Source organism: Marinobacter flavimaris (genome assembly GCF_045057155.1).
Lineage (GTDB): Bacteria > Pseudomonadota > Gammaproteobacteria > Pseudomonadales > Oleiphilaceae > Marinobacter > Marinobacter manganoxydans.
This window is the reverse complement of the sequence record NZ_CP171359.1, coordinates 156,066-172,652: the sequence shown is the minus strand read 5'-3', so window position 1 is coordinate 172,652 and position 16,587 is coordinate 156,066. Positions and strand designations below refer to the sequence as shown.

14 protein-coding genes and 1 pseudogene are annotated in these 16,587 nt (G+C 52.9%); 2 read left to right on the top strand and 13 right to left on the bottom strand.

All coding sequences use genetic code 11. From position 1 onward, the window contains the following. Positions 1-48: 48 nt before the first annotated feature. The 6 genes from ACGK9W_RS00945 to ACGK9W_RS00920 all read right to left on the bottom strand — a co-directional run bounded on the left by ACGK9W_RS00945 (position 49) and on the right by ACGK9W_RS00920 (position 4,080). Positions 49-243 carry a hypothetical protein gene (locus ACGK9W_RS00945; protein ID WP_081432082.1) on the bottom strand — a complete coding sequence of 65 codons (195 nt, stop codon included), beginning with the start codon at positions 241-243 and terminating at the stop codon, positions 49-51. Between the two features lie 398 nt (positions 244-641). Continuing rightward, positions 642-2,285 carry an IS66 family transposase gene (tnpC, locus tag ACGK9W_RS00940; RefSeq protein ID WP_008169627.1) on the bottom strand — a complete coding sequence of 548 codons (1,644 nt, stop codon included), beginning with the start codon at positions 2,283-2,285 and terminating at the stop codon, positions 642-644. A gap of 57 nt (positions 2,286-2,342) precedes the next feature. Continuing rightward, the gene (tnpB, locus tag ACGK9W_RS00935; protein ID WP_008169629.1) at positions 2,343-2,711 is read right to left on the bottom strand and encodes an IS66 family insertion sequence element accessory protein TnpB; all 369 of its coding nucleotides are present in this window, start codon (positions 2,709-2,711) and stop codon (positions 2,343-2,345) included. Then, positions 2,711-3,019 carry an IS66 family insertion sequence element accessory protein TnpA gene (gene tnpA, locus ACGK9W_RS00930; RefSeq protein WP_008169631.1) on the bottom strand — a complete coding sequence of 103 codons (309 nt, stop codon included), beginning with the start codon at positions 3,017-3,019 and terminating at the stop codon, positions 2,711-2,713. The genes tnpB and tnpA overlap by 1 nt, the downstream gene beginning before the upstream one ends. A gap of 69 nt (positions 3,020-3,088) precedes the next feature. Next, a complete protein-coding gene (locus ACGK9W_RS00925; RefSeq protein WP_405418774.1) occupies positions 3,089-3,265 on the bottom strand; it encodes a hypothetical protein in 177 nt (58 codons plus the stop codon). A gap of 284 nt (positions 3,266-3,549) precedes the next feature. Continuing rightward, entirely contained in the window at positions 3,550-4,080 is a 531-nt protein-coding gene (locus ACGK9W_RS00920; protein WP_041656391.1) for a hypothetical protein, read from the bottom strand. A gap of 639 nt (positions 4,081-4,719) precedes the next feature. Between ACGK9W_RS00920 and ACGK9W_RS00915 the strand changes: the two genes are divergently transcribed. Next, complete coding sequence (locus ACGK9W_RS00915; RefSeq protein WP_104272564.1) at positions 4,720-6,036, top strand: IS1380 family transposase; 1,317 nt, start codon at positions 4,720-4,722, stop codon at positions 6,034-6,036. A 329-nt stretch (positions 6,037-6,365) separates the two neighbouring features. Here the strand turns inward: ACGK9W_RS00915 and ACGK9W_RS00910 are convergent. The 7 genes and pseudogenes from ACGK9W_RS00910 to ACGK9W_RS00880 all read right to left on the bottom strand — a co-directional run. Continuing rightward, positions 6,366-6,518: pseudogene (locus tag ACGK9W_RS00910) on the bottom strand (recombinase family protein); the annotation flags it as partial. A gap of 54 nt (positions 6,519-6,572) precedes the next feature. Next, positions 6,573-8,816: an AAA family ATPase gene (locus ACGK9W_RS00905; protein WP_405418772.1), complete on the bottom strand. Its 2,244-nt coding sequence runs from the start codon at positions 8,814-8,816 to the stop codon at positions 6,573-6,575. Then, positions 8,813-9,247 carry a hypothetical protein gene (locus ACGK9W_RS00900; protein ID WP_011785769.1) on the bottom strand — a complete coding sequence of 145 codons (435 nt, stop codon included), beginning with the start codon at positions 9,245-9,247 and terminating at the stop codon, positions 8,813-8,815. The genes ACGK9W_RS00905 and ACGK9W_RS00900 overlap by 4 nt, the downstream gene beginning before the upstream one ends. A 10-nt stretch (positions 9,248-9,257) precedes the next feature. Then, the gene (locus tag ACGK9W_RS00895) at positions 9,258-9,674 is read right to left on the bottom strand and encodes a hypothetical protein (protein ID WP_011785770.1); all 417 of its coding nucleotides are present in this window, start codon (positions 9,672-9,674) and stop codon (positions 9,258-9,260) included. After that, positions 9,667-11,814, bottom strand: coding sequence for a hypothetical protein (locus ACGK9W_RS00890; protein WP_405418770.1), 2,148 nt, complete (start codon positions 11,812-11,814; stop codon positions 9,667-9,669). Before ACGK9W_RS00890 ends, ACGK9W_RS00895 begins: the two co-directional genes overlap by 8 nt. Further along, positions 11,807-13,399, bottom strand: coding sequence for a site-specific integrase (locus ACGK9W_RS00885; protein ID WP_157680631.1), 1,593 nt, complete (start codon positions 13,397-13,399; stop codon positions 11,807-11,809). Before ACGK9W_RS00885 ends, ACGK9W_RS00890 begins: the two co-directional genes overlap by 8 nt. Continuing rightward, complete coding sequence (locus ACGK9W_RS00880; protein ID WP_405418768.1) at positions 13,338-14,237, bottom strand: tyrosine-type recombinase/integrase; 900 nt, start codon at positions 14,235-14,237, stop codon at positions 13,338-13,340. The genes ACGK9W_RS00885 and ACGK9W_RS00880 overlap by 62 nt, the downstream gene beginning before the upstream one ends. 633 nt (positions 14,238-14,870) lie before the next feature. On the opposite strand from ACGK9W_RS00880, the gene ltrA reads away from it, so the two are divergent. Further along, complete coding sequence (ltrA, locus tag ACGK9W_RS00875) at positions 14,871-16,394, top strand: group II intron reverse transcriptase/maturase (RefSeq protein WP_405416933.1); 1,524 nt, start codon at positions 14,871-14,873, stop codon at positions 16,392-16,394. Positions 16,395-16,587: the final 193 nt, after the last annotated feature.

Sequence of the window (16,587 nt, the reverse complement as noted above, 5' to 3'; positions counted from 1 at the left end):
TTCAATAGCAATTGATCATTTGCACTGCACTTCATTGCCATTCTTCGCTCAACTTTTCTTAATTGGCGCAAGTAGCCAATAAAATATCCATGCAAGCCACGATACAAATACTATGAGCAGGACCCAGGCCAACTTTTCCCCACCGCTCGTCTTACTCGACCTCAGAACAATTATTATCGGCAGCAGCCAGCCAATAGCTACAATGAGAAATGCGATTCCTATGCTGGGATCTGAACCTTCCATACCCTTTAATACCCTCGACTATATAGAGACATGTAACACCTTGGATTAGCCGCAAAATTAAGGGCGAAGTGCGGCAATTTTATCGGACAGCATCCGCTTGTTAGTTTTTGCTAATTTGGCTCTTCCCATCTCTGAACCGAACCTCTATAAAAAATAACTCGTCCGCCATTTTCGTAATACCAATTTGCAACTATGCCTCCGTCAATTCTATGAGCCGGTCCAAGGATTCTCTCCACCGATTCATAGTCCATTTCTGCTTCCAGCGTTCTCCAATTTTCGATTCTCTTCCACCCGTCATTGAGTGTGACAGGACCACCTGTACCCTTTATTGAAGATAATCTTTCTTCTAGTTGCGAAATTCGATTCTTTGTAAGCGCCGTTAAATCGACCCACTTGCCCTAATCGTATTGAGCCACTTTTTTCAAAGCCAACAACTCGGCATTCCAGGGCAGCAAGGCTTCAAGCTTCTCCAGCGTGTCGGCCTTAGCAATTCGTTCCAGCACATGGTGGATATAAGCGGAAGGCTCCAGGCCATTGGCCTTGGCGGTTTCGATGAGCGAATAGCAGGTGGCGCTGGCTTTCGCCCCTTGTGAGGTATCGGCGAAGAGCCAGGCCTTTCTGCCGAGGGCAAACGGGCGAATAGCGTTCTCGGCACCGGCATTGCTGATGTTCAGGTCACCGCGTTCGCAGTAACCAACCAGATAGTCCCACTGGTTCAGGGTGTAATCCATGGCCTTACGGGTGAGCAGGCCTTTCATCACCTTGGCGGCATTTTTCTCCAGCCAGGCTTTGAAGGTGTTGAGCAATGGCAGACTCTTTTCCTGACGTAACTGATAGCGCTCTTCATCGCTCAGATCTCGGGCGGCCTTTTCAATGGCGTACAGTTTGCGGATGTGGCTCAGGGCCACATCCGCTTTTGAGGGCTGGCCCTTTTTGCCTTTGGCCGGCGCAGCCCGGGACGCTTCCACGAACTTACGTCTCGCGTGGTCCCAACATCCGATTCGGGTCAGCTTGTTCGCGGCACAGACCTGACCGTAGCCGGAATAGCCATCGGCTTGCAGAATGCCCTGGAAGTCATCCAGCAGGCGCACCGGCACTTTGCCACCTCGCGATGGGTCGTACTCGAACAGAACCGAGGGTTGTCCCGGTGGGCCACCCCGGGTGACCCACATCCATTTGTCGGAGTGGACCGATTTGCCGTCTTCCTTGAGCACCTGGATCCGGGTTTCATCGGCTTGCAGGTAATCACTGCCGTTCTGGGTTTCCCGCATCAGGTTGATCAGCGGTTGGAAGACGTCATTCAACCGGATGATCCAGTGAGCCATGCTGGTGCGACTCACTTCATGCCCCAGGCGCTGGAACATCTGTTCCTGCCGGTACAACGGCAGGCCGTCGGCATACTTGGAGGTAATGAGGCAGGCCAGCAGTGATGGGGTGGCGATGCACTTACCCAGCGGGTGTGCTGGCCGAGCAGCCGCAACAATCCGTTCTTCGCCGTCCTGCTCGAACACCGCCTTTTCCTGCCAGTACTCCAGCACTTTCAGTTGGGCCGGGATATATTCAAGCTCTTCTTTCACCTTGGTGAAGAAGGTCTTGGTGGCACCGGCTTTCTCTTCGTCGCTGAGGGTCAGTTCAATGCGCTCGCGCAGTAGCGTATCAGAGAAGCCACGCTGACGACGCTTGCGGGAACGACGAGGAGCGTCGGCCTCTTCGACATCCTCGGGCAGCTCCTCGCGCAGTTCATCAATCTCGATTTCCAGCTCCGCTTCATCGAACAGCAGGATCTGGTTGGGCTGCTTTTCACTGCTGGCCGCGAACTGCTGGATCTTCTTGTGACGCAGCAGTTCTTCGAGGATGGCGATATAGTTGTCGCGACGCTGGAGGGTCTCGTCGTGCTGTTTCAGTTGAACTTGTTGGTTCTGGAGGGCGTCTTCTTTAGCGGCCAGCTGTGCTTGCAGATTGCTGATAACAGACATCATTTCAGCGGTGGAGAGACCGCTGAAATCGGGAGTTGAAGAGGCGTTATCAGGCGTTGATTTCATGGCGAAATTATAGCAAAAACAACGTCCTGGCACACCAAAAAAGTGCTACTAAAAGCACTATCCAACGCTCTCATAATGCAGGGTTTTATGGCCTCTCAACAGCGTGATGTCGTAGCCGTCCAGCAGCCAGTTGATCTGCTCACCGGTCAGCGACATCAAGTCATCCGCGGGTCCTGGCCATTTGAACTTTTCTTCAGCCAGAGCTTTGTAATAGAGCACAAAGCCGTTGTCTTCCCACATCAGGCATTTGATCTTGTTCCGCTGCCGGTTGGTGAAGGCATAAAGCGCTCCAGAGAACGGGCTGTGCCCCAGTTCCTGTTCCACCAGCAGGGCTAGGCCGTTGGCCTGCTTGCGGAAGTCGATCGGCTTTCGGTACAGATAGATCTCCGGCAGATCCCAGGAGGGACGCAGATAGCGGTGACGCATCACATCTGCCTCAGCACCGCGCCCAGCAACTCAATGTTGCCAGCGTGCAGGCCGGTGATTGATACGCCGCCGGGCAGTGACACGGTCAGACCGGCTCCGGCATTCGCAACCGGTGCCACGCGGGCGAATCCGGATCGAGTTTGAACCGGCTTGCTGGGCTCCTCGCGGCCAGTCAGCTTCTGCCGCCAGTAGACAAACCGGTGGTAAACAAGGGACTCTTGTTTGCAGTAGGCGGCACCGGACAGGCCCGAGGCCTGCCAGTCCGATAGCGTCTGTTGCCAGAACTGATGTAAATCAGGGGTGGTCATCGGATTCCTCCTTCATTTGAAAGCAGGAATCAGTGTGGCGAAATTCAGTTGCCAGCCACAGGTGCGGATTTATTGGCGCTTACGATTCTTTAGCTCCCGAAGCTCGTTTTCGATACCTAAAAGTTCTCCAGTTTCGAGTTCAGTCTGGGTCGAATTGGTTTGCAAGCCTTGGCTGGTGCCGGTTGCAGAGCAGCCAGAAATAATCAAGGTTGATATAAGGAGCGATTTCAATAATTTGTTTTTCATCTTATGTCTCTGCGCCTCCCCAGGTAATTCCCCATTCTTAATCGTACTAAAGCGTAGAAGATTAGGCAGTCTTTCGTAATCGCATAGGAGATAATTTACACAGCGAAAAGGTCCGTTTTATAGTCATTCTGTCAATGATCGAACGTCCGCTTTTGTTTAGCAGGACCCGGGGTATGCCCAAGTCGCAAACGGATATTCAGGTTTGGCAATCACGCCTCCGGCATTCGCGCCTTTGGAATAGGGCCAAAGGCGCAATGCAGTAGATGTCGCCGTGCCTGCAATAGTTATGCAAGCCCATCGTCAGCCTGATAGTCCGGGAGGATTCTCCAATTATCCTCAAATTCAGCGACGTCCTTGATGTTGAGAATCGCCTGCGGAGAAGCGCCGCCTCCAGGACGGCGATAGCCGTGCCTCTCCATAAAAGCTGAGTACCTCTCGACTATTTTCTGTTGTATGTCGCGTTCGGTGCAGATAAAAAATCTTGCTCCGCTGATTCCTGAATCACCCAGCCGCACCAAGACCCAGACCAAATTCGGACGTTTAAGCGGTTTCAATGGACCGATTGTTTGGCGATTATCTCCGCAAATACTGTGTTCGCACCACTTATCGATAGAGGACTGAACCAATGCACCCTTCGTACTCGCTTTAACCTGAACAGGAAATGACTTGAGAGATTCAGAATGCACCGCTGTGACATCGAATCCGGGAACGTTTCCAGAGTAAGGAGAAGCGTAGTAGCCAAGTGTCCCCAGTACCGCCGACACTAGGTGCTCACCAACCTGTCCAGTTAATTTATTCGATACGCCCGATGCCATAATCTCAACTATTCCTTAGCGCATAACCGCCTTGGGTAAGCCGCCGGGACGAAGCGCAGCATAGTGCCGGTGGGCTTCATCAGTTAGTTAAATGACGACAAGCTCAAAGCTTAATTTATGTTTTGACTCAAGCATTGTGAGGAACATTGCATCTAAACGCCGCATCAACGAACGGATGCCGGTTTCCTCACTGATAAACACCAGCTTTGTCAGTCTATTTTTGCAATTTGGTACTCATTGTATGTGAGCACCTTTACCAGATCTTTATAGAACTCGTGGTGCGTATTCTTGCCAGAAACCTTGAGTTCATATGCTGTTTTGGTTTTCAAATCGACGACATCGATTCGCTCATTATTTGCCCTTGAAACCCCCACCTCAGCCAACAAATCATTACCGCAGACTGCAGCTTGTCACTCCTTCGTGATGGCCTGCGCGGACTTTGTATGTGCAGAGACATCGCCTTCATGCAGCCGATGCCGTAAATGGATTTTTCTCAGAGCTTCAACAATCATGGCCATTTAACGCGAACCTGAATCCGTGACTTCACACGGTCTAATTTAATCCCCAGACCTGCAACCGCAAGGCCTGAGGCGATATAATCGCACCTGACATCCATTCACCCAGTCAGTGCACCGGCCCATGCGTACCTTCACCCTCCAGCAATCAAAGACCGAAGTCTACACTCCCCACGGCGGACTGGCTCTGGTGGGCCACTGCCTGAATCGGCACACGTCGCTGCCCCAAACCGCCCGCACCGTGGTCAAGCGTCACGGTATTCCGAACATCGACCTGATCCGGACCTATCTGGGCTTGATCACGCTCGGCAAGAGCGATTTCGAGGCCGTGGAGTCAGCGCGTACAGATCCCTTTTTTAAATCCGCCATGGGGATCAAACAATCGCCCTCCTCGGCCCGATTACGGCAGCGATTTGATGAAGATGCCCAGGCGCTCACGCCCTTATTGGAGGATGCCAGTTGTGAGTTTTTGACGTCCGTCGAAGCGCCGGTTTCTCCCCTGAAGATGGGGCATGTGGCCTTAGACATGGACGTTTTCCCTATGGATAACAGCCAGACGAGCAAGGAAGGCGTCAGTTACACCTACAAGGGGCACGACGGCTATGCGCCCATTGCTGCTTACCTTGGTCAGGAAGGCTGGTGTCTAGGGTGTGAACTGCGCCCCGGCAGCCAACACGCCAATAACGGTTTTTTGGAAACGTTGAAACGCGTCTTACCCCGGGCCCGGTCACTGACTGGTTCGCCCATCCTGCTGCGTCTGGACAGTGCCCACGATGCCCGCGACAACCGGGATTTTCTGAGTCAGCAAGAACAAGTGGATTTCCTGATCAAGTGGAATCCTCGTAAACAAGACCCTCTGGTCTGGGCCGACAAAGCTCAGGAGCAGCAAGTCTGGACGCTGGGCCGCTACGGCAAAATGGAAGCGGTTCTGTCGGAAGAGCTACCGGACGAACCCGGCATTCGCCGGATCGTCAAAGTGACGGTCCGTACCAGTGATGCGCAGGGCCAGTTATATCTGGAACCGGACGTCAGCCTGGAAGGCTGGGTGACATCGCTGCCAGTGAGTGTTGCCAGCAACCAGCAGGTTATAGACTTGTATTGCGATCATGCCACCAGTGAGCAGTTCCACAGTGAGTTCAAAACCGATCTGGATCTGGAGCGCTTGCCTTCAGGCAAATTCGCCACCAACAACTTGGTGATGACGTTTGCAACGCTGGGCTACAACGTACTGCGCTGGATGGGACTGAGGCTCACCGGCCCCGATGCACCTGTGCGCCACCCGGCCAAGCGCCGCCGCCTGAGAACCGTGATGCAGGAGCTGATGTACATGGCCTGTCGCCTGATCCACAGCAGTAGGCAACGGTTCCTGCGCTTTGGCCGCCATTGCCCGGGTTTTGCCGTTTACCGTGACCTCTATCGCGGTCTTGCGTCTCCCGGGTAGACAACCCGGATCGCTTCGTTGCTTGATCTCACCCCGATCATCTTGTTGGGCAGATCGCCCGTGCCTGAGAGTTACAGCTTGATCAATATTCGGCCAAAGCAAGACCGGTTTGCAGGTGTTTCAATCGGTAAACTGACAGTCGTGCTCTCAACATAACCGGACTGGCTTCAAAAATGAGTTAGGCGTGAGCCAACCAAGGCTCAGGGTGCTATATTCGAGCGGAGTCACTGATTCAGGGCGAAGTTTTGCGACAATTTTGGACCGGGGTAAGTCCACAGTTGTTTTATAACCGTCCGTAGAAACGGGGTAGAACTCATGACTGCCACTGACAGCTTGGGTTTTCGTCCGCCCTTTTTACCTCTTGCTCTGGCTGCTTCCAAACCAGCGTGGGTCCTTTCTCGGATTAGGTTATGCTCAAACTCAGCCAAGGCCCCGAAAATATTAAACACAATTTGGCCACCAGAACTGGTGGTATCGATCGAGCAACTTGTTGGATTTCATGTGGATTTTCAATAAGTTTTAGCTAGGCACGTCTTTTAAACGTGATCGCGAAATTGAGTTTGAGCACACATTGCCAACTTCCTCCCAAGGTCCACATGTCTCCGACTGGCCGAGTTGCCTGCGCTCACAGCGCCCCGTAAAGAGTGCGCGTCGGTAACCAGTATGAGCCGGTCTGTCGGACGCGTTGCAGCGGTGTAAACCATCGACGCATCAAGCATTCGTCGAGCCTCGCTGGTAACAACAGAGAATACCGTGTGCCACTGAGAGCCCTGTGCTTTGTGAATGGAAATGGCATACCCCAAATCCAACACTTCCAGCAGCTCTTGATTGATGCCTTTCCTCTCACCATTTATGTAAACAACTCCAGACCAACCCTCCGCACTGACACTTTGGAAAACCTCAGTGATAATGCCAAGATCACCATTACGAACGTCCAGTTCATCGTCATAGATGTTTCTCGTCACCAATACCGGATCGCCGAGTTTCAAGCGTTGCTTAAAGCGCGTAATCCAAGGTATCCAACCTTTGACGGGATCCAGGTAATGTAGGTCATCACGCTCCGAACCTAGAATTTTTTGAAAGTGGGTATTGAGACTGGTCACGCCCCAATCGCCTGAACGACGAGGAGACAGAATGATACGGTCGCTGAGAGCGCCCGCATCTTCCCAAAAATGCGTCAGGCGATCCAGTGACGGAGGTAAAACACAACAGTCCGGTGACTCAGGGAGCGTTTTTAAAGCCATTTCTGGAATCAATACCTCTCCCTTCCTCACCGCCATTGCAAAGCGGTGAACTGGGCTTTGAACCGATTGACGCCTCACCTGAGACAGTTCGAAGAAAGGAATTGGTGAGTCATACATGGCGTGGAACACCAGCCCACCACCAACGGGCGAAAGTTGGGCGCAGTCGCCTAGGAATATGAAGCGCGTTGCCTCGGGCAATATGCGAACTAGCCGATACATGGACAGCAGATCCACCATCGACGCCTCATCAATTATGATTAACAAATGATCTTGAAGTAGGGGTTTGCCTTCCCCCAGATGATCGGCAATCAGTTTGGCGATAGTCTGAGCAGGCATCCCCGTGCTTTGCGCCATACGTTGGGCCGCACGGCCTGAGAGAGCTACCGGCAAACAGGCTATGCCATCAGCTAACGCTTGGTACACACTAATAATGGCTTGGAGGATGGTAGTCTTCCCGGTCCCCGCGCCTCCCGATATCCCCACGACAGGGGCCGATACCGCGCCTATTACGGCTTGTTGCTGTTCTTCCGAGAGCGTAAAGGGTAACTGCTGCTCGTAGCTTTTTAGCGCTGCTTGCAAGGCAGATTCACTCAATTGATGCTCCCACGAGGCGAGCAGCGAACCCTGTCCCGAAGGGCGGTTCAGGGACTTTACCAGTTTACTCGCCACTGCAGCCTCCATGAGCGCTGTCCCCCAGACCTGGTATCCATCCTGCACTCGGACCAGCAAGCCCTGCTGAACGGCTGCCTGGCCAGGATCGCCAGTAGTCACTAAGCCGGTTAGCTTTTCTACAGACTGTCTCAACAACAGATCCGAGATCACCGTAGAGCCATTTGCGCTCATCCGCTTGATAACAACATGCATGGCCGCACCGGCAACAAAAGTGTCATGGGACAGTTCCAGCTCAAGCTGTTCAATCACAGCCAAAACCTGATCGTAGGCCACATTGAGGCCGAGCAGTAAAAACGGATTGTCCGTCAATCGCTCCACCGCCTCTTTGCCAAATAGCCTGACTAGCTTGAACCCCAAAGAAGGACTCAAATTCAAGGCATCAAGCCAGTCCATAGTCCGGTGCAAACCTTCATCCGGCCACCGTTCAATCAGGCGCCGGGCGAGATCAGGGTTCATGCCAGGGACGAGGCTCAGCGACTCTGTATCGTTAGTACGCACCCACTTTTTAAGATTGCGTTGGCGCACTAACCGGTTGGCGATAATCTCGCCAATGCCGTCGATATTAAGGCTTATCCAGCGGCTTAGGGTGTGTTTGGCGGGCTGCAACATAGATGCTCGGGTGGCATCGAGCACATCCTCATAGATCACAGCCCCCTTCACCACGAACTGATTGACGATCTGGTGACCGCTGACTTTCCACAAAGAGCCGACCGGAACCTCGCCGAGTTGGTTAGAAAACCGCACAATCAAAGAGCGTTTCCGCTTTTTGATTGTGCCATCGGTGTTCAACACGTGGACGAAGCAGCAGCCGCCTTTGCGCTGTTTAACAACTTGAACAAGGGTGTAGAGGCGTGCAGATGTCATCCATTCACTCCAAAGCCTGCCATGCCATCCTGAACCACCAATTCCAGCGCCTGATAGCGAGCTAACTGCTGCCTGAGCGCACGATTCTCAGCCTCCAACTCGGCAACACGAGCCATAAGCCGACCATTGTCTGAGGATGCCGTTTGCGGACAACTTTCTGCACGATCCACCAATGCGCCTGATGCCGCCTTGTCAATAGACTCTGTGCCATACCACTCGCGGTCACAGCTCTCCAAAAGCGCTCTGACGCGCTCATTCTGCACACAAACACTTCGGGAGAAACCACACTCGCGAGCGACCTCAGTTCGTTTGACACGCCCTGAGTAAGCGTACTCGCGGGCCGTCCCTGCGCCCTCAACCCTGGCTTTCCAGGCTTCGACTCGTTGCAGATACTCTGCACCCATTTGTTTGCCGTTTTTTCTTCTGGTCACGCAAACCTCACTAATCAGTGTTGGGTGGCAGTGGGTTAGTCAACAACTCCTGCAACTTCTTCGTGTCTAAACCAGAAACTAGGTAAGCATTGCGCTGCAAGCGCAAAATGGCAGTTTGAAGATTCTTCACTTTGTGGTTTTGGTGCTCTAATTCAGACCGTAACTTTTCATTTTCTCTGCGGAGCCGTTCAACCGTTAAATCTGTGTTTTTTTCCGCAGGTGATTGCTCTTTCAGTCGACCTCGGACCTGATGGTACACCATCACAATTTCGTCATGCTTATAGAGCGAGCGTTTGGCAATTCGGTCTACATTCAAGCGTTTGGCAAGTTTTTTGGCATACAAGTCCCATGTCAATTTGCCCTGCCAACTGTGCAGCAGGCCAAGTGCAACGGGCAGGGTGTGCTCAGTGATAATTTTCTTAGGCATCGTCTACCAATCCAAGCAATTCATTGATCTCTTGCGTCACTAGATCCGTCGGCTTTTCTGGGACCTCGATCCCCTTTGCCATCAAGTTGACCTTTAAGGGGCTGGGATCGAAGTGCTCATCAACGCCCAAAACTGTCCCGTCGGGGACAGTCGGATCCTCCATCTGGCGCAAAAGAGATTCGGCAACGGCGTAACGAATCACATGGAACGTCATCCACTGATCGATACCTAACTGGTCGCGTTTCTTCTGCCATGCGTCCAGTACATCGAACTCCGACTTATGGTGAGCGGCGGCCTCGCGCATTCTTTCAAGGCAGCCCGGCGTCCCTTTGACGTATTTCTTCTCTGAGCAAGTCAGGCAATCCCCGCCCTTTTGGCATGGAGGCTCCATAATGGAGTGCGTGCAACCGCCGAACTCACCCACCTGCGTTGGTTGAGGCAGCTCATTCTCTGAGAGAGGGCGACCAAGTAATTCATGTCGGTAGATCGGTGTACCGATGGCCAAACGCTCATGAATTCGGAGATCTTTATCAGAGTGGGCAATAAGAGGGCGATATAGAGCCGCTTTCTGTTTGGATGTGTTGAAGTCATAGGCATCGTTCTGAGATATATCCTGACGTCCAGCCAACATTCTCAATCGATGCTCGGACAGCCCCATGTGTGCCAGTGCTCGCCCGCGGGTGCCATGCCAGCGGCGGAAGTCGTGGCTGGTCAATTGGATGGCCGAACCGTCATCCATCGTTAACCCCAACCGTTCGAAAATGCTAGACATCTCTCGCTTGCCAGCGACCCATTTACCGCTAAGCTGGTAGCTCAGTTGGTTGGTCGACGGCAACACATAACTGTTGGGGTAGACTTTTTTGGGGCCTTCGTTGAACTGATTCCACTGATGCAAAACAAGACAGTCCCAGACCTTGACGCGCTCGCTGTCAGAAGTGTGCGGCCAATGGTCTAGCTTACCGCTGAAGTTCTCAAAGTCGGCCACGGCGATTTCTCGGTAAGTCGGGCTACCATATGCAACGCATGGATAATGCCAGCCGAAATGCTTTCGAGTGCGATAGGTTCTCCCAAATGCAGTGCCTTTACGGTTCAAAATCGACGTCCGCCCCATGGCATACGCTGCCTCAACGTCGTCTAGCGCCTGATTCTGAGAACAATCCTTCGATGTGATGCAGAAAGAATGGATTGGATAAACTGTGCCGTCACTGTCGAAGGCAAGCTTGGCAGCCTTTCGGGCTGGCTCCGAAAGCCTCACCAAACGATTGAACGCCCGCACCACCATGTCCATCAACTCGGTTTCCTGCGCCTCATTGCGATTCGAGCCAGGTAGACGAGGGACCCACTTCACGTTGCCCCCGAATCCCTTTTCAGAAAACCAGCGCAATCCCACACGCCGTCGCGTGCGACCGTAACGATCGGTGTACGATTCATCAATGAGTGATTCAAGACTTAGATCCGTAAGCTCACCGCCTCGACTGGAGCCAAAGGCCAAGAGCATCGCAAGACTGGTCCAATACTGATCCTTGTCGGCCTCGGCCATCTCGAAAGCAACAAGTACGGCAGCCAGTTTCTGGTCATCCGGTGTATGGGCTTTTCGCCACTCAACCGCCTTGGGGTCCATTGAGTAGGCTTTGTGTAATCCCCGCTTCCAGGGAGATTGCCAGTAAGGCAAAGCAGGGAGTATCTCTTGTCCCCTTAACTCGGCATACACGTTCATCAACGCAGTACCAATACGCGAAGGTTTCCCCGACGCATACCAGGCCGCGACTTTTTGCCGAACCAACTCCTGAACGGCACCGTCGAGCTTTAAAATGTCTGGCGTGCCATGAACCTCCTGCAGCGCCGCGTAAAGAAAGCGCAACGCGTGCAACTCATGAATTATTGTCCCCACCTCCTTCCGAATTTGGCTGTGACGAACATAGGCTTTGGCAAACTCTAAAAATGGGCTTTGCCAAGGCACGGCAACATTGGCACCTTTTCTTCTCAGCTCACAAAAATCTAACGAGAGCCGGTTTCTAAGGGTGGTAGTCTCCCACCTATTGGAGTGCCAGCCGCTCTCCCCACCATAAATCGCAAGCTTTCTGGCACTATCGATATAGTTCCTTAGGGCAAGGCGTGAGACGGCATTCAGGTCACTCATCGCCCACTTCCTGCGGATGATAATCCTCGCAAAGGCGCATGGTCGCCTTGATCGCAGCAATTGGCAAATCAAGAGAGTCAACTTCCGGCCCGCTTAGATTCTGATCGATTCGCCGCTTTCGCTCCGACTCCGCCCGGGCCAGTGCAATGTGATGCGGCGCATCAACGAAAGGCCGGAATTTGGGACAGGCGTAGCAGGTAAAAATGCCTCCGCCACAGAGCTGGCCGCAATTGCCTACCTGCTCGTGGCGAGTCACATGTATTGTCGCCTGGCCAGGAATCGGAGCATCTAGAAGACGATCTTTCATAATATTTATTACCGGATCCCAGGCAGCGACCATTATTGCGTCACAGGCTTCCTGATCAGCGTAGGTGTGGGCAGTATAGTCTCGCAGCGAAACCATCGAACTGTGTCCTAAAACTGTCGCAATAACCTCATCACTCGCACCCGCCTCCGCAAGGCGGGTGCCAATTGTGCGTCGAAACCGGTAAAGCGAAAGCGGCATAAGGTCGCCATCCAATCGTCCGGTCGTCAGCGGACATTTTCTGAACCAGGTCCTCATTTGGTCCGATACAGTAATATCAAAGGCATTGGGCACCTTTTGAATACGGTGCACAAATGCTTCGGGGCTACCTGCGGCCAATAAACGCCTGCCAACAAACAATGGTAGTTGTTTGGATATGGCGGGTGGGATCGTTTCATCCCACGCCTCAGCGACTTGAGCGTGAGTTTCGACCATTACCTGTTTGAGCAGAGCATAGAGATCAGCAGGTAGCTCCAGCGTTCGAAACACAGAACGATACTTACGCCCTCCTTTCGCACTCCAAATAGCCAGCTGATATGGCTGTTCAGCATCTCCGTCGATCACATCGCCGGCTCGCAGTGCGGCCAGCTCGACGGGCCGACATCCAAACTCCACCATAACTAGCAACATGGCATAAACCTGCAAAGGTAGGCTTCCATCGGCGTAGGACTCATGGAGCCAGCGAATAAACGCACTCTCTTCGGCATGTGTGAACGGCCCCCTCACAGGGCACAGTTCACGAACTGCGCGACCAGGTTTACTTCCGCCAACCTTGATTCGATTGAGGTGGTCGGTCAGCCCTTTTCCCAGCCCGGGATAGTTGCTATCAGACCAAGCATTAAGAGCAACACGACAAACAGTGAAGTAATCCCTTTGAGTCTTCTTACTAAGTCCGCAAATCGAAAGTCTTGTTCGCCATGCCTCGACGGCTTCGACTGTGATCAGATCAACGCAGAAATCGAATAAGGAGACTATCTGATCGAATACCTTCCTAGCGTACGAATCACTAACTTCTTCGACCAGCTCAGCGAACAACTCTCGGAAACTATCCAAAAGATCAGAGGAAACCCGCTCGTTCAACCCTCTAGTTTTCAGAACATTCCAGGGTATCTTGAATCTTGAACCTATTCGCCATTCATCGCTCTCGAACACGTAAGTGTAACCAGAACGCGCCGTCCTCAAGGTTCGCTTGAACATGGCTGTTCGGGGACCTACCGGGTCAACCTTTATTGATTCTTTTTGTTTTTTTGGCATCGTCGTGGCGCTTCTGATTGATTTCACGCAAAGCTCTCTTGGCGACTTTTTGGTTATGTATGCGAGTGTAGTCGTCTTGTGATTCCGGGCTGCTGTGGCCAAGCAGGTATTGAATTATTGCTCTCTGATCGGAGTCGTGCACTCCCCGGTTTTTCAGCTCGCCTTTGGCACTAAGCGTAAACCCATGGCGGAACTGATGTCGTGTTAATCCGGCGAAAGTATCAGGTCGCGTCCTAACCACCATACCCACTTCCTGCATCACAGCCTTTGGTGAGATGGCCTTGCCCCGACCATTGCTCCCATGGGTAACAAAAAGTACCGGGTGGCTTTGCGCTTCAGGAATCTGACTTCGAACTTCAACCACGTACTGATGGATCAGTCGAGCGAGATCGTCTTTGATCGGCAAGATTCTCGGCTCCGTCTTCGCAACCGCCTGCCTGGCACGCGGATCGCGCCTGTCATGGTGTCGCCGTACTACATGTACGTTGTTCTCAAGGCCATATTCCATGTCTTCTAGCCAAAGCCCCAACACTTCCCCAGGACGTAGCCCGGCCTCAAACTGAAGACGCATCATAATGTAATGTCGCAATTGCCGAGCAGGACCTTTAAACGGGTTATCGATTGAGCCCGGGACTGCGACGTCAAAGTAGGCTTTGAAAACCGACTCATCTGGAGTTTGGTAGGCACCACTGTTTTGCTTATAGCTCCGCATGCGAGGAGCCAAAGCTCTCAAATTCTCAACCATGCGATCAATTCGAGGCTTCTGCTCGGAAAAATCAGGGCGACTCCGCATGACCGTTTCTGCCAGAAATTTCAGGTATTGTGTGATATAGCTAATGGTGTGCCCGGAGTCCAGGGCGAGCATGGAAGCTCAAATGGACCACGAGTCTATCTGGAATATTGAACCGGTAATTCAGGAGGAAGTAACCAATCAATCCCACCCACTGTGAGGGTGGTGAGCCTGAGCGGCAGTGACCTGCGGTATGCCCGCAGGGTGATGTAACCCGCTGACAACGGGGATTGAGGCGAGGTCACTAAGCCAAGATGATCCTCAAGGCTGAGTACTGAAAGGCTGAAGAACATGAACCCATTCATCCGCCTCTGTGGGTTGAAATGTCACCACGGCTTACGTGACCTGATAAGCCGTACGGGAAGGTTGGGCAGCATGACGCATAGGCGCTGCCAAACGAAGAAGTCCAAATTGGTAGCTCGGGCTTCGGTTCAGCAGTATCCATCACAGATTGGACTGCTGCTTCCTGTCAACTTGCGGCAAGCAAGGGTAAAGAGTGCGATGGGCAGCCTCCTCAGCATGCTGGAGTCCAGATAGGTAAACCGGGGAAGGTCAATATTGGATGCCAAGGGGGCATGACCCCGATGCCAAGTTGACTGGCGGAGCTCCCGTAGTAGTCCGCGATGGGGAAAGCCCATTACATGGCGAAGGGGAGCAGTTTAAACGTGTTTGCCAAGCAAACTACCTGACCAAACAAGGTGAAGACCTTTGATAATCAGCGAAATGCAACGCAAGCTAGCGACCTGGACAACAACCGACCCCACCCGCCGGGTGGACAGGTTGTTGCGCCTGATAGCACAGCCTGACTGGCTCGCAGAAGCGGCTCGGGTCACTCTGTCTTCCAAAGGGGCAAACACGCCCGGGATAGACGGAGAGATCAAGCTGACTGTGCAGGACAGGCTGCCGGCTATTCTTCAACAGATCAGGAGTGATTTACTCTCCGATGTTTACCAGCCGTTACCGGCCCGAAGGGTGTATATCCCAAAGGCCAACGGCAAGCAACGACCACTGGGTATCCCGACCCTACGCGACCGCATCGTTCAACGGGCCATGTTAATGGCGATGGAGCCCATGTGGGAGAGCGACTTCCATACGCTCTCCTACGGGTTCCGACCGGAGCGGAGCGTTCATCACGCGATCCGTACAGTGAAACTGCAACTGACGGACAATAAGGAAACGCGCGGACGCTGGGTCATTGAAGGGGATCTGTCCAGCTACTTTGATACCGTGCATCACCGGCTTCTGATGAAAGCTGTACGTCGCAGAATCAGGGACCGACGGTTCCTGAACCTTCTCTGGCGATTCATAAAAGCCGGTCATATTGATGCAGGTCTTTTCCGGGCAGCAAGTGAGGGCGTACCTCAGGGCGGTGTTATATCGCCACTGCTATCGAATATCATGTTGCATGAGTTCGATCAGTACCTGAATAGGCGCTACCTCGGCAAAAAGGCCCGAAAGGATCGATGGTACTGGAACCACAGTATCCGAATCGGTCGAAGCTCAGCCATCCGAGAGAACCGACAATGGAAGCCAGCCGTCGCCTACTGCCGCTATGCCGATGACTTTGTGGTTATCGTCAAGGGCACCAAAGCCCAGGCAGAGGCGATTAGAGAAGAATGCCGGGAGATGCTGGAAGGAACTCTCAAGCTGACACTGAACATGGATAAGACCAAGATTACCCATGTGAATGACGGCTTCGTGTTCCTGGGGCATCGCATCATCCGCAAGCGGAGCCGCTATGGCGACATGCGGGTGGTGACGACAATCCCCCGGGATAAGGCACGTAACTTTGCAGCATCTTTAACCGCCAAGCTGTCAGGCAATTATAGTGAAAGCAAAATCGACATGGTCGAATCCATCAACCGAAAGCTGAAAGGCTGGGCGGCGTTCTACCAGTTCGTCGATTACAAAGCGAAAGTCTTCAGCTACATCGATGGTGTCGTGTTCTGGAAACTGGCCCATTGGCTGGGCCGCAAATATCGCTCCCGGCTCAAACCGCTGATGCGTCATTGGTTCAAAGCCCCGGCTTCAGGTCAAAGTAAGACTTGGGTGCTGTATGGCAAAACCAATCAGGGGCTATTCAGTGGCGCCATCCTGTACCGACTCGTCGGTCACGGGAAAAAGCGATTCCGTTGGCGTCTTCCAGAGGGTAATCCCTACCTGAGGACAGAGTCCAGAAACACGTGGACCTCTCGCTTTCCCGAAGTTGCTATGGCCTTCGCCAGCGTTTAAGCGGAGAGCCGGATGCGCTGAAAGGTGCACGTCCGGTTCGGAGAGGAGAGGCAGGGAGATAGTTCGACTACGCCCTGCCTCTTACTCTACCGGATAGCTCGATGGCTTGACTTCACAGTCAATACTTGAGGACCTTTAAGCCTATCAAAGCTTGCCAGGTTTACGAGACTCCCCACTTTTACCCTCTGAGTCT